12 protein-coding genes are annotated in these 14,176 nt (G+C 37.4%); 10 read left to right on the forward strand and 2 right to left on the reverse strand.

Annotation, left to right across the window (positions count from 1 at the left end):
* Nucleotides 1–57: 57 nt before the first annotated feature.
* Together BCL90_RS15240 and BCL90_RS15245 are read left to right on the forward strand one after the other, a co-directional pair.
* Entirely contained in the window at nucleotides 58–588 is a 531-nt protein-coding gene (locus BCL90_RS15240; RefSeq protein ID WP_121284861.1) for an RNA methyltransferase, read from the forward strand.
* Nucleotides 589–897: 309 nt separating this feature from the next.
* The gene (locus BCL90_RS15245) at nucleotides 898–2,238 is read left to right on the forward strand and encodes an OmpA family protein (protein ID WP_121284862.1); all 1,341 of its coding nucleotides are present in this window, start codon (nucleotides 898–900) and stop codon (nucleotides 2,236–2,238) included.
* A gap of 160 nt (nucleotides 2,239–2,398) precedes the next feature.
* On the opposite strand, the gene BCL90_RS15250 is transcribed toward BCL90_RS15245, so the two are convergent.
* Entirely contained in the window at nucleotides 2,399–3,697 is a 1,299-nt protein-coding gene (locus BCL90_RS15250; RefSeq protein ID WP_121285159.1) for a DEAD/DEAH box helicase, read from the reverse strand.
* Between the two features lie 305 nt (nucleotides 3,698–4,002).
* Between BCL90_RS15250 and BCL90_RS25740 the strand changes: the two genes are divergently transcribed.
* From BCL90_RS25740 to BCL90_RS15285, 8 genes are all read left to right on the forward strand, one after another.
* The gene (locus BCL90_RS25740) at nucleotides 4,003–4,164 is read left to right on the forward strand and encodes a hypothetical protein (protein ID WP_166792212.1); all 162 of its coding nucleotides are present in this window, start codon (nucleotides 4,003–4,005) and stop codon (nucleotides 4,162–4,164) included.
* A gap of 650 nt (nucleotides 4,165–4,814) precedes the next feature.
* Nucleotides 4,815–5,837, forward strand: coding sequence for a S66 peptidase family protein (locus tag BCL90_RS15255; protein ID WP_121284863.1), 1,023 nt, complete (start codon nucleotides 4,815–4,817; stop codon nucleotides 5,835–5,837).
* 327 nt (nucleotides 5,838–6,164) lie between these two features.
* Nucleotides 6,165–7,460, forward strand: coding sequence for a TolC family protein (locus BCL90_RS15260; protein ID WP_121284864.1), 1,296 nt, complete (start codon nucleotides 6,165–6,167; stop codon nucleotides 7,458–7,460).
* Nucleotides 7,461–7,505: 45 nt separating this feature from the next.
* Nucleotides 7,506–8,699 (forward strand): efflux RND transporter periplasmic adaptor subunit, encoded by a 1,194-nt coding sequence (locus tag BCL90_RS15265; protein WP_166792213.1) that lies wholly within the window; start codon nucleotides 7,506–7,508, stop codon nucleotides 8,697–8,699.
* Complete coding sequence (locus tag BCL90_RS15270) at nucleotides 8,699–9,445, forward strand: ABC transporter ATP-binding protein (RefSeq protein WP_121284866.1); 747 nt, start codon at nucleotides 8,699–8,701, stop codon at nucleotides 9,443–9,445. Before BCL90_RS15265 ends, BCL90_RS15270 begins: the two co-directional genes overlap by 1 nt.
* A gap of 12 nt (nucleotides 9,446–9,457) precedes the next feature.
* Nucleotides 9,458–10,681 (forward strand): ABC transporter permease, encoded by a 1,224-nt coding sequence (locus tag BCL90_RS15275; protein WP_121284867.1) that lies wholly within the window; start codon nucleotides 9,458–9,460, stop codon nucleotides 10,679–10,681.
* A 145-nt stretch (nucleotides 10,682–10,826) separates the two neighbouring features.
* Nucleotides 10,827–11,870 (forward strand): sensor histidine kinase, encoded by a 1,044-nt coding sequence (locus BCL90_RS15280; RefSeq protein ID WP_166792214.1) that lies wholly within the window; start codon nucleotides 10,827–10,829, stop codon nucleotides 11,868–11,870.
* Nucleotides 11,867–12,565 carry a LytR/AlgR family response regulator transcription factor gene (locus BCL90_RS15285; protein ID WP_121284869.1) on the forward strand — a complete coding sequence of 233 codons (699 nt, stop codon included), beginning with the start codon at nucleotides 11,867–11,869 and terminating at the stop codon, nucleotides 12,563–12,565. Before BCL90_RS15280 ends, BCL90_RS15285 begins: the two co-directional genes overlap by 4 nt.
* A 163-nt stretch (nucleotides 12,566–12,728) precedes the next feature.
* On the opposite strand, the gene BCL90_RS15290 is transcribed toward BCL90_RS15285, so the two are convergent.
* Nucleotides 12,729–14,045, reverse strand: a complete 1,317-nt coding sequence (locus BCL90_RS15290) for a nicotinamide mononucleotide adenylyltransferase (RefSeq protein WP_121284870.1) — start codon at nucleotides 14,043–14,045, stop codon at nucleotides 12,729–12,731.
* Between the last annotated feature and the right edge of the window lie 131 nt (nucleotides 14,046–14,176).

A 14,176-nucleotide genomic window follows, 5' to 3' on the forward strand; every position in this document is an offset into this window, starting at 1 on the left:
CACAGATAACCACAGATTCGTAATTATACCTCATCGGTGTAATCACTTTAAAAAATAATGAGAAAATTAAAATTAGACGAGTTAAACCGTCCGGATATTGAAGCTTTTAAAGCACAGGAAAAATTGCCTGTTGTAGTGGTTTTGGATAATGTGCGCAGTATGCACAATGTTGGTTCAATATTCCGTACTGCTGATGGATTTGCTTTAGAAAAAGTAATACTTTGCGGCATTACAGCACAACCACCACATCGCGAAATTGAAAAAACGGCTCTGGGTGCTACTCAATCTGTAGATTGGATTCACTATACAGACACTTTACAGGCCGTTGATGCCCTTAGGGATTTAGGATATGAAATTATTGCCATTGAACAGGCAGAGAATAGCACGATGCTAAATACTTTTACACCCGATCCCAATAAAAAATATGCGCTTATTTTCGGGAATGAAGTTGATGGTGTTAGCGATGAGGTAATGGCTAAAATTGATGAATGCATCGAAATTCCGCAATTTGGAACCAAACATTCTTTTAACATCGTAATTTCTGCCGGAATAGTATTTTGGGATTTCTTCGCTAAACTGAGGTTATAATTTATCAAACTTTTTTCACAGTGAAAAACAAAGAGATGTTATAGAGCAATAAGAAAAACCCAATTACACAAGTAGAATTTTAATGACTTCATAAACGACCTTTTTTAGGTTTTGTTCAGAATACTATACAAAAACTAACATAATTTCAGTTACATAGTAACATTTTTGTGAAATTAATTTACACCCGTAATCTTCTGATAACATGATATTTGTATAAAATATATGGTGTTTGGCAAGATTTTTTCTTAGACCATGCAAAACAGTACGATAAAAAAACTGTTAAGACACTAATATTAAAAATAGAATAACATGAATACGAGAATTACAAAATCAACAATGTTGGTTGCATTATTGGGTTTATCATCACAATTGTTTGCCCAGGATACACCAACAACTACAAGCACAACTGGACGTTTCTCTCCTAAAGAGTTCCGTACCTGGTCAATAGGTGTACATGGAGGTTTGCTAACCCCAAGAACTATTTTTGGCAACTCTAATCACCAATTTCAAACTCCAGTAGAACACATCGGTTATGGTGGTTACATTAAAAAACAAATTTTACCTCAATTAGGCATCCAAGCAGATTTCCTTGCAGGTAAAGTTGAAGAATTAAGAATTGCAAATGGTGTTGATGCTGCAGGAAATACTACTTATGCCGCAAACACAGGTTACAAAACTAACATCCAATGGTCTGGAGCTTTATCAGCAGTTTGGAACGTTGCCAACATTAACATCAATAACGAAAATGCGGTAATAATCCCTTACTTAAAAGCCGGTGCTGGTTACATGTCATCTGGTGCTACAACTATGCCAGCTAACACACAAGATGCAGGTTATTACAGAGAAGGCTGGTTTGTACCAGTAGGTGCCGGTTTTAAATTGGGTGTTGCCAAAGGTATCAATGTAGATTTAGGTTACGATGTAAATTTTGTTAAATCTGCTAAGTTTGATGGAGTTAACAGTGGTACTAACGACAGATTTGCTTATGCACACGCAGGTTTAGAATTTGCTTTAGGCAGTAAAGAAAAACCTCAGTTACAAAACTATAGCTCATTGGCTAACTTACGTCAGCAAAGTGCTGAAGAAAGTGCTGAATTAAGAAGAGCATTATCAACCGCTGAGCAAAATGCACAACGCGATAGAGAGCAATATGCCAAGGATCTTGGTGATGACGATAATGACGGTGTAGCAAACAAATTCGACAAATGTCCAGGTACTGCATCAGGTACAGTTGTTGATGGTTCTGGTTGCCCAATCAAAGTTAAACGTGAAGTAATTAAAGAAACCAGAGTAATTACTGAAGAAGATCGTAAAGTGGTTAAAGATGCGATTTCTAACTTAGAATTCGATTTGGGTAAATCAACTATCCGTTCTAAATCTTACACTACTTTAAACCGTGTTGCTGGTTTATTGGTAGACAAAAACTTCAGCTTAAAATTAGCTGGTCATACTGATAATACTGGTGGCAGAGAGTTAAACTTACGTTTATCTAAAGACAGAGCTGAATCAGTAAAAGCTTACTTAGTATCTCAAGGTGCAAATGCATCAAGAATTGAAGCTACAGGTTACGGACCTGACCAACCAATTGCAACAAACAAAACTGCAGCTGGCCGTCAACAAAACCGTCGTGTAGAGTTTACTTTATACTAATCGTAAACAACAGTTAATGAAAAAGCTCCTCAGATTAATATCTGAGGAGCTTTTTTTATATAGTAGAAATCGTCATACTGAACTTGTTTCAGGAACTTTATTGGCGGAATAGACCCTGAAATAAATCCGATAGCTATCGGATCAGGGTGACGCCCAGTTGTTAAGACAATCCCTTTTTATTCTTATAAGTCATTTTGGCTTTAGTGCCTGCGCTATAATTGTAGTTTTTTAGGTTGCTGGCTTTCTTTTCATGAAATGCAGCGCCGCGCTCAGAAGATTCATCTTCTTCGGCACCCTTCTTTTTCTTCGGTTTATCAGCAGCATCAACCACTTTCAAATCTTCAGGTAATTCCATTACCTCCAGTTTCTGGCCTATAGCCTGCTCAATTTTTTTTACCTCAATCAATTCAATATCGGTAGAAAAAGTAATGGCCACTACATCTTCATCGCCATGTTTAACTATGCGCTGAGTTAGAGTTTCCTTCTGCTCTGGCAATTCAAAGTGCACGATAAAAGGAATTCCTTCAATATTAAGTTCGCCTAAATTCTCGTTGGCTACGATTAAAACTCTGGCTTCAGAATTATCTTTAAAGTCTTCAATATCATCATAACCTTTATCATCAAAAAACAGCGAGCGATAGATACTAATCTCACCTTCTTTATGCTGATTAAAGTTTTTATAAACTGTTTGTGCGGTTAAACGTGTATTTACAAAAACCACAACTTTATCAAAAATTTCAGTATCGCCCAATAATAAGGTTAACAGGTTTAGCTTTGTTCTGAAATTCGGTACCAGATAAAGCATCTGCTGATAAACTTCTGCTTGCTTTTCGCCTATTTCATCAACCTCAATGGTTGTGGTAGAATCTTTCATGAAAGGCGAAATCATGTGGTTCAATTTTTCGTGCATTACCTCGGTAAACACCACATGCTGAGATTTATAAGCACTGTTTGCTAATTCTACAACTGGTAATTGCAGGCCTTTTTTAACGATAAGCTCTGCATTATCTACTATAAACAACTGGATTTTATTCGTGTTTAATGCCAATTTAAGGTACAAGGCACGGGCGCGGTCTGGTACCGCTACAATAATATCGCAGCCATCTGTTATTTCATTCATTTGGGTATCAACAGCACCGCGGCTATCAATTCCCAAAATTCTAAATGTACTATTACGGTTTAATAATTTAAATTGTTCCAAAACATGATCTACATGTTCTGCATCTGGTACTAAAATTAAAGCCCTTGGTGCTTCCTCAAAAGCGTACTTCAACTTCATTAAAGTAGCTAAAACATAAGTTGTTGTTTTTCCCGAACCCTCTGGTCCCACCGCTATAACATCTTGTCCACCTAAAATACGCGACATTGTTCTGGACTGGATTTCTTTTGGAGTTAAAAATCCTGCATCAGTCATGGCCGCTACAAGTGGTTTGCTAAGTTTTAATTTATCTAAAGACACAATTACTATTTTAATGTTTGAACTGCAAATATCCTTAAAATAATTAGCTTTTCTGAAATTGAATTTAAAGGCTTGAAAATAGATCAGAAGGAAAAATTGAACTATTCCTGATAGGGTTATCAACTTCAGCTCAATATTTCAATAAAATTGAACTGAAATAAAAATTATTATGCTGAAAATGAGTTAGTTGGAATGTTTTTTTAACATAAAAACTACTAAATCTATAGATTTTATATACTTATTTTTATATTTGCTCATCATTAATCATTAACAAAAAATATGTTGAACAATTAAACAATAAAATCATGTCGATTTATTTTCAGTACCCAGCCATAGCTGAATATCCGAAACTCATTTATCCGTTGCAAACAGAAACTGAAGAACCGATAATTGTAACGGATGAAGATAGTTTAAATAAAGAACAAATTTTAGAGCTGAAAGATTATTTAGCACTAAAGCAGTTATAAAAATAAGGCCAGTTGACCGATTGGAAGGTTAGAGTTTCATAAACTCTTTATAATGGTTCGAATCCATTACTAGGCCGCAAAGTGTATCTCATAACACTTTATCCTGATTCTGCTCAATCAGGCAAGATTTGGTTATCTTATATTTGTTTTGTTGTTAGCAAAGGCTATCCGCGATGGGTAGCCTTTACCTTTTATGTAAATGCCATGATCCTGAGCACTGCGAAGGATCTCCACCAAATATCCTAACTTTTTGATTATTTAGAAGCGCAGTTTCAGTGCCTATGGTCAGGGCTTGGTCCTGCTGTTCACTGCAATCTTTTTGGAAATGTATTCACAAATACAATATTGTGTAGCCAAAAAGTATTTCCGTTTCCATCAGGGCTATTTAGCAAATACAGTGATTCAGAAAAGTAAATGATCTCACAGAAAGTTCTTTCATGAACAAATAAATATTAGTGCTTTAATCTTTTTTCAAAATCTCAAAACATTTTATTTCATTCGTGGTTATTTATATAATTCACATTATACTAATCTTTTACAGATTAATTTGTTTGGTTTAAAAAAGGGATTTATGGATATAAATCCCTTTTCTTTATGCAAGAATTTTAAATCATATATTTGGCCATATCAATTCCACTATCCTATTTTAGATGAACAGAAAACATTTCCTTTCTTCATTTATAGCAGCTGCAACTGTATTTCCTGCTTTTAAAACCTTGGCGAGTACAGTAGAAAATGAAAGTTCATCTTTTAAAATCCCACCATACTTGAAACCTGGCGATACTATTGGAATAACAAGTCCGGCGGGATACATTACCCTGGAACAGATTCAGCCTTCTGTTTTACAAATGCAAAGTTGGGGTTTTACCATAAAAATTGGCGATACCATTGGCAAACGCGATTTTACTTATGGCGGTACCGATGATGAAAGGCTAGCGGATTTTCAGCAAATGCTCGATGATCCAAATATAAATGCCATTATGTGTGCCCGTGGTGGTTATGGTTTTGTACGGATAATCGATAAACTCGATTTCTCTTTATTCAAAAGAAAGCCAAAATGGATTATTGGCTTTAGTGATATCACTGTTTTACATTGCCATTTGGCAAAAAATTACGGCATTGCCTCTATCCACTCCAAAATGTGCAATAGTTTTCCTGATGATTGGAGTAAAGCTGAACCCATACAGATTGAAACGATTTTATCCATAAAAAATGCTTTAAGTGGTGAGCAAATGGGTTACACCGCTCCTTCTAACATGAATAACCGGCAAGGAAAAGTTGATGGCATTTTAGTAGGCGGAAACCTGAGTATCATCGAAACACTTGCGGATAGCGATTCTGATTTAGATACAAAAGGTAAAATCCTTTTCATCGAAGATACTGGGGAATACCTCTACAGCATTGATAGAATGTTGTGGAACCTAAAACGAAGCGGCAAACTGAAAAACCTAAAGGGATTAATTGTTGGTGGTTTTAAAATCAAACCTGATGATGCGGGCGAAGAATTTGGCAAAACCATTTATGATATTGTGCTGGAAAAGGTCAAAGAGTATACCTACCCTATCGCATTCGATTTTCCGGTTGGTCACCAACGTAATAATTTTGCATTGAAATGTGGTGTACGACATACTTTTATAGTGAATGAAACCGGGTCGGTATTACGAACGGTTTAACTTATTTTACCATTCGTATTTTCGTCATCTCGCCTGAAACGTAGTGGAATGGAGAGATCTACCTCGATAGATTTAGCTTCGCTGAGCACTTACGTGGTTCTCGGCTGCGTTGCACCCGATAGCATCGGATCCGATCTAAATGACGAGCTTTATCATGGTCAAAATAACATACAAGCCTACTCTTTCTGTTAAAACTCAAAACTGACTAATCTCAAAGTTTTAACCTTTCGTCGCAGCATTTTCTGCATTGGTCTCAATTGTTAAAATGCGGCCTTAACCGGATATATTTTTGTGTTTAATAGTTCATAGACACAAAATTTATTCGCCATGAGCAGATACATTAAATATATTGTCGCACTCATTTTGCTTGGTGCGGGCTACAAAACCAGAGCTCAGGATATCCCACAGGTTTGGGATCTGAAAACGGCTATCGAGTATGCCAAAGAAAAAAACATCAACATCAATACCTTAAAGCTGAGTTCGCAAACTGCTGAGCAAAATTTAATTGCTTCAAAAGCCGCTGTACTCCCAAATTTATCGGGAAATGTTTCACAAGCCATTACCAATTATAAATCCGGTTTGCAAAATACAAGTGGTTTTGGCTTAAGTTCAGATATGACGCTTTACAATGGAAGTTATTTAAAAAACGACATTAAGGCCAAAGAACTCAGCCTGCAAACCGCAAATTTATCGGTAGAAGCAGCTAAAAACGATATTACCATCTCCATCACCCAGGCCTATCTGAATATTTTATTGGCCAGAGAAAATATCACTTATTTAAAAGATCTGTTGACCACCAGCGAGGCCCAGGTTAAACAATCAGAACAGCAATTTAAATTTGGAACCATAGCCAAAAAAGATTTATTGCAGTTGCAGGCCACTTATGCCAACGATAAATATACGTTGGTTACTGCAAAAAATACTTTACAGCAAAATATTTTAACCTTAAAGCAACTGTTGCAAATTCCTACAAATACACCTTTCGAAGTAAGTACAACCGATACCGTTGCCGTTGCTCCAGCATTGGATAATTTAGCCTCGGCACAAGATCAAGCCTTGCGTACCCGTCCAGAAATTAAAAGCGGAGAATTGAATATCCAGCTTCAAAGCACCGAACTGGCCAAAGCAAAATCAACCTTACGCCCAACGCTGAGTTTAGGAGGATCGCTAAATACAGGCTATAACAATAATAATATCGGTGGTTATGGATACCAGTTAAATAATAGTTTTTATCAAAACTTAGGTTTAACACTTTCCATTCCGATTTTTGATAGAAAAGTAACCAAAACAAATGTGGCGAAAGCAAATATCGGCATTGAGCAGGCCCGTTTATCGCTTTTAGATGCCAAAACAACGTTGACTCAAAATGTAGAACGCGCTTACATTAACGTACAAAATGCAAACAGCCAATATGCCGCTGCGCAAGAGCAGTTTAAATATACAAGCGAGGCGTTAAGGATTTCTAACGCAGCTTTAAAAGAAGGTACCAATAACATTGTAGAAAACCTGCAACAGAAAAATTTATATGTGCAGGCATTACAGGCCTTTGTTCAGGCAAAATATACAGCAAGCCTTTATACCAAAATCTATAACTTTTATACAGGAGTTCCTATTACTAACTAAAATACATGATGATGGCAACCGCCTAGTCTACTTAATATTTGAATCATGAAAAAGAAAACAATATTTATTATCATCGGTATCGCAGTTGCATTATTTGCTGTTTGGTACTTCGCGCTGCGCAAAAAAGAACAGGTGGTTGTTCTCGAAACCGAAAAACCTAAAATGGGTTATATTTCAGAAAATGTTACAGCCACAGGAAAAGTGCAACCGGTAGACACGGTAGCTGTAGGTACCCAGGTTTCGGGAACCATTAAAACACTTTATGCAGACTTTAACTCGAAGGTTAAAAAAGGACAGTTATTGGCCGAATTGGATAAAACCCTGTTCGAAGCTACTGTAAATCAATATCAGGCTAATCTGGTAAGTGCTCAAAGTGCATTGGTTTACCAGCAGGGTAATTTCAGCCGGCAAAGCAACCTGTATAAGGTAGGTGCGGTGAGCAAAGCCGATTATGATAATGCACTATATACCTATAATGCTTCAAAAGCATCGGTTAATAGCATTAAGGCTCAACTTGCTTCTGCTCAAAAGAATCTGTCACTGGCCAGCATTTATTCTCCCATTGATGGAACGGTGCTTTCAAGAAGTGTTAGTGAGGGAACAACCGTAGCAGCCAGCTTCAGCACACCAACCATTTTCAGTATTGCTAAAGATCTGACTAAAATGCAGGTAGAAGCCTCTGTAGATGAAGCTGATGTAGGCGACATCTCAAAGGGAGAAAGAGCAACATTTACTGTTGATGCCTTTTTAAACGATACCTTTAAGGGAATAATACAAGAAATCAGGTTAAGTCCGTCCATTTCCTCTAATGTGGTTACTTATAAAACCATCATCAATACTTCAAATGATGCGAATAAGTTAAAACCCGGTATGACAGCAAATATCACCATCTTCACTAAAGAGGTGAATAATGCGCTGCTTATTCCTACCAAAGCTATAAAGTTTGCTCCTGATTCAACTTTAGCGGGTAAATATCAAATGACCTGGGTTAATCCAGAAAGGAAACCTGCCGGAGCAGACGAGGCTTATGTTTGGGTACAAAAAAGTCCGAAAGAATTGGTGCAGAAGAAAATTAAAACCGGTATAAACGACAATACACATGTTGAAGTTTTATCAGGATTAGCAGCAGCAGATGTAGTGATTACAGGTTCACAGCGCACGGGTAAAAGTCAGGCGGCAGCACAAGGTCAATCTAGTCCTTTTATGCCAAAACGCCCAGGCGGTAACAGAAGGAAATAATGGAACAGAAGATATTAGATATACACGATTTAAAACGTGAGTTTGTAATGGGCGATCAAACCGTTAGGGCTTTAAAAGGAATCACTTTTGATATCAAGGCGGGTGAATTTGTAACCATTATGGGCAGTAGTGGCTCGGGTAAAACGACACTTTTAAACATTCTGGGTTGTTTAGACAAGCCTACTGAAGGCAGTTATCTGCTTGATGGTGTTGATGTGAAAAGCTTAAACCGTGACGAACTGGCTGGTTTGCGTAATACCAAGATCGGCTTTGTTTTCCAGGCTTATAACCTGTTACCAAGAACATCGGCACTGGAGAATGTTGAATTGCCCTTATTTTACAACAAAACCATTACAGCGGAAGAACGAAGAGAAAGAGCCATTAAATCACTCGAATCGGTAAAACTTGCAGAGCGTTTTGATCATACCCCAAGTCAGCTTTCTGGTGGTCAGCAGCAGCGTGTAGCCATTGCCAGGGCTTTGGTTAATCACCCGGTGATGATTTTGGCCGATGAGGCTACGGGAAACCTGGATACCCGAACCTCTTATGAGATTATGGCTTTGATGCAGGAACTGAATGCAGAAGGAAAAACCATTGTTTTTGTAACGCATGAGCCTGATATCGCTGCTTTTAGTACCAGGACCATTATGCTTCGCGACGGAAAAATCCAAAAGGACAGCATTAACCAAAATCAACGTTCGGCCAAAGAGGCACTTGCTAATTTACCAGAATCGGATGATTACTAATTTGAAAAGATCATGAGCATTATAAATTTATTAAAGATTGCCTTTAGGGCATTAAAAAGAAATAAGCTACGTGCTTTTTTAACTATGCTTGGCATCATTATAGGTGTGGCCGCAGTAATTGCCATGATGGCCATTGGTGAAGGTTCGAAACAAAGTATCAGGTCTTCATTATCAGGAATGGGTTCGAACATGATTACCATCATGCCCCAAAGCAATGAACCTGGCGGTGTACGTTTGCAGGGAAGCAGCATCCAGACTTTAAAACTGGAAGATATTATAGCGATTCAAAAATTACAATCTAAAAATATAAATGGTTTATCGCCTGTGGTTTCTGCCAGCGGACAGGCCATTAAAGGTGGTTATAACTGGCCAACCACCATTACAGGGGTGAGTCCGGATTATCTGAACATCCGCCAATTAAAACTTCAGGATGGTATTCTTTTTTCTGAAAATGATGTGAAAAGCTTTGCCAAGGTTTGCTTGTTGGGTAAAACCGTAATCGATAACCTATTTCCTGACGGAAGCAACCCAATCGGGCAGATCATCAGGTTTAAAAATATTCCTTTTCAGGTAATTGGTATTTTAGAACCTAAAGGACAGAGTAATTTTGGCCAGGATCAGGATGATATTATCCTTGCCCCTTTTACTACTGTACAAAAGAGAATTACGGCAACCAATTACCTACAGAGTATTTATGCTTCTGCCACTACCGAAGCTTCGAGCGCAGCTGCTACAACCGAAATTTCGGATGCTATAAGAGAAAGCCACAGGTTAACTGTGGCAGAAACCGACGATTTCCAAGTCCGTACACAGGCCGAGTTAATTAGCACCATCAGTTCAACCAGCAGCATGCTTACCGTACTTTTAACCGCTATTGCAGGTATTTCACTGTTTATCGGTGGTATTGGGATTATGAATATTATGTATGTTTCGGTTACCGAACGTACCCGCGAAATCGGTCTGCGCATGTCTATCGGGGCTCGTGGACAAGATGTTTTGATGCAATTTTTAATTGAGGCTATATTAATTAGTATTACCGGTGGAATTATCGGGGTAATTTTGGGTGTAAGTTCAGCATACCTCATCTCCTATTTCTTAAACTGGCCGATTTTAATCGCAGAATCTTCAATTATCATTTCCTTTGTTGTATGTGCCATTACTGGTGTTTTCTTCGGCTATTATCCAGCAAAAAAAGCCTCTAATTTAGATCCGATTGATGCATTAAGATACGAATAGCGATAAGCACTAATGCTAACGCCATCCCCGCACAAGCGTGGATCTTAAAGCATTTTAACATAATCCCTGAAATAAATTCAGCGTGACAAAGCGTAAAAACATAATAAATAATAACTTAGCGATGCAAAGCGCCAAAGCAAAAATAATGACAATTAATTTCTCCAAAAAGTGGATAAAAATTACCCTTCATATTCTGGTATGGGTGGTTTTGATCACTTTACCTTATATAATTAATGTTAACCGTAGCCGTCCCCCTCACCCGCTAAGCAGTTATGAAGAAAACCAGTTCCTGCGCTTAAATTTCATCAGTTACTTTTACTGGATTGCTATATTTTATTTAAATAATAAGGTTTTAATTCCATCATTTTTTTATAGAAAGAAATATTTGTGGTATGGCTTATCGTTTGTTGGCTGTTTACTTTTGGCCATTACCATTCACTCTATATTATTCAGGATTTTACTGCCTGATTTTGATTTCAACCTTGGCCGTACACTTTGGTTTAATACACCAACATTTTTGTTGACTATTGCAGCCAGTGCGGCTTTTACCATGATTTCTGACCGGATTAACGAAGAGAAAAGAGCTTTGCAGCGCGAACAAGAGAACATGAAAACTGAACTTTCATTTTTACGTTCGCAGATCAGCCCACACTTTATTTTTAATGTTTTAAACAACATTGTGGCGCTGGTAAGACTAAAAAGTAACGAATTGGAGCCAACGGTGATGAAATTATCCGGTTTGATGCAATATATGCTTTATGAAACCGATGAAGAAAAAGTATCCATCAAAACGGAAACCGAATACCTGAAGGCTTATATCGATCTGCAAAAACAACGTTTCGGCAAAAAAATAGTTATAGAAACAAACATTGATATAGAAAGAGAGTTTGATGAAATTGAACCTATGTTACTGATCCCGTTTATTGAAAATGCTTTTAAACATGGCGTTGGCATGATCGAAAAACCGCAGATTTTTGTTGATTTAAAAACAGAAAACGAACTTTTGACGTTTACTGTCCGGAATAAATTTAGCGAAGATGATACTGAGGTAAAAGATGCTGCATCGGGCATTGGCCTTGCAAATGTAAGCAGAAGGTTAAATTTACTTTATGGTAAAGAGCATCAGCTGGAAATTGAGAAAAAAAATGGCTGGTTTAATGTTTGCCTCACTTTAAAATTAACAGTATGATAAAATGTTTAGCCATTGATGATGAGCCTTTAGCCCTGCAATTACTGGCTGACAACATCAGCCGTATTCCTTTTTTAGAATTAGTGGCCAGTTGTGATGATGCTTTTGCTGCCAATAAAATCATGCAGGAACAATCGATAGATCTCATTTTTATCGATATCCAGATGCCGGGTATTACCGGCTTACAGTTTATCCAGAGCTTGGTTAAAAAGCCAATGGTAATTATTGTTACAGCCTATAAACAGTATGCTTTGGACGGCTTTGCACTTGATGTGGTGGATTATTTAATGAAACCGGTATCGCTCGATCGTTTTATGAAAGCCTGCAATAAAGCTAAAGACCTGTACGAACTCAAACAATCGGCAGAACATAACAACTTACCCAAACAGGATTATATGTTTGTAAATGTTGGCTACAGTTTAATGAAAATTAGTTTTAATGAGATTACCTACATAGAAGGGCTCAAAGATTATATCCAGATCCATACCTCTACAAGTCCAAAAGCCGCAGTGGTGCGTATGAGTATGAAAAGTATAGAAGAACAATTGCCAGCTTATTTAGAAAGGATCCACAAATCATTTATTGTAAATATTAATCAAATAACATCAATTAGAAAAAATGCTTTGTTTATTGATGATAAGGAATTGCCGGTAAGCGATAGTTATAAGCAGGTAATTGAAAAGTTGATTAAATAATTTAATTAGCGCAACTTGTCATTCTGAACGTAGTGAAGAATCTGTAAACGATAAATACACATTTTCCTGATAACCCACAAGTCTAAAAGCAAGCAGTGGAAAAGCTTAAATTTTTACAAATAGCTTAGAGATTCTTCGTTCCTCAGAATGACAGCATGTAGCTCTAAACTGTTTTTACTTCATCCTCACTATAATCCTTAATATCAGTAATATATCCGTTTATCAAAAGAAAATCAAACAAGGGTTTAGCTTCAGGTGTTATTGGCATATTGGCTGTAGTAATTACCTGATTGGTCTTTTTATCCAGGAAAGGGTAAGCAAATAACCGCACATTAGTATTAAACATATCGTTTACGTAACTCAATAACTGGCCAGAGTAGTTTTCGCCGGTGAAGTTTTTAGAATTGAACACGAATTTTAAGTTATTGATGTTTGTTGCCAATCCCACACTCTTAGGCTTGCACCTTGCCAAATATTTCGCCAAACGGTTTTGGCGGGTAAAGTTAGATACGATTACGATGTTACCCGTATCGCACATTTCCTGTGCTCTTTTAGCCACTGTTTCCAGGTCAATATTATCAGGGGTTTCTTGTTCATCCGTTAAAACGTTGGTTAACAAAACCTCAATCATTACCGCTAAGTTCCCCTCTTCTACTTTATTGGTACGTTTAAACTGATCAGTAGCTTTATTGAATAAATTAAAGTTAGGCAATGATTTCTGACCATATTTGGTCCTCAAAATCATGATATCCTTTTTATACAAAAGATCTTTAGCCTGACGAGGATGTGCGTCAGCGTCGAAAATGGCAGCGGCCGAGAAATCTTTCATAATCATATACAGATTAAGCAGGATATTATCTACGCCTGGAAAAGCAGGTCCTTTAACTGAAATTAAATCGATTTCTACCGATCCGATGGTTAAGTTATCAGCCAGCGATTCTACCATCATTTTAGGATCCTGATAATAGTAAAAAGCCGCGTAAAGTAAGTTTACACCAATAATACCGAGCACACGCTGTTGCATATTTACGTCAGTATCCAACAAACGGACGTGAAAGAATATTTCATTTGGTAAACCACCCGGCTCATTTTGGAAACGGATTCCAACCCAACCATGTGGTTCATTGGTGCGTTTGTAATTTAGCGTTGTTACAGTATCAGCAAAGGCAAAAAAAGTACGGCTTTCGTATTTCTCGCCTGATAAACGCTCGTTGAGTAAGCCAAATTCATGATCAAGCATCTGTAAAAGCCGGTTCTGACTTACATAACGGCCATTGGTTTCTGCTCCGTAAATGGCATCGCTAAAAGTCATATCGTAAGCCGACATGGTTTTGGCAACTGTTCCAGATGCTGCGCCAGCATTAAAAAAGTTTCGTGAAACTTCCTGTCCAGCTCCTATCTCGGCAAAAGTGCCGTAAATTCGTGGGTCAAGATTTATTTTTAGTGCTTTACGCTTTGTATCCAGAATTTCTCTCTCCATGCCGCAAAAGTACGAAAAATGAGATTAACGTGATTTTAAGAATGTAACTTAAAATCAATCTAAATACTACTGCTGGGATTCGTAATCCTGTCTCGATTTTTACATGGGATAAGGTTCTGTTTTGCAGAAAA

Source organism: Pedobacter alluvionis, from assembly GCF_003664035.1.
In the GTDB taxonomy this organism is placed as follows: Bacteria; Bacteroidota; Bacteroidia; order Sphingobacteriales; family Sphingobacteriaceae; genus Pedobacter; species Pedobacter alluvionis.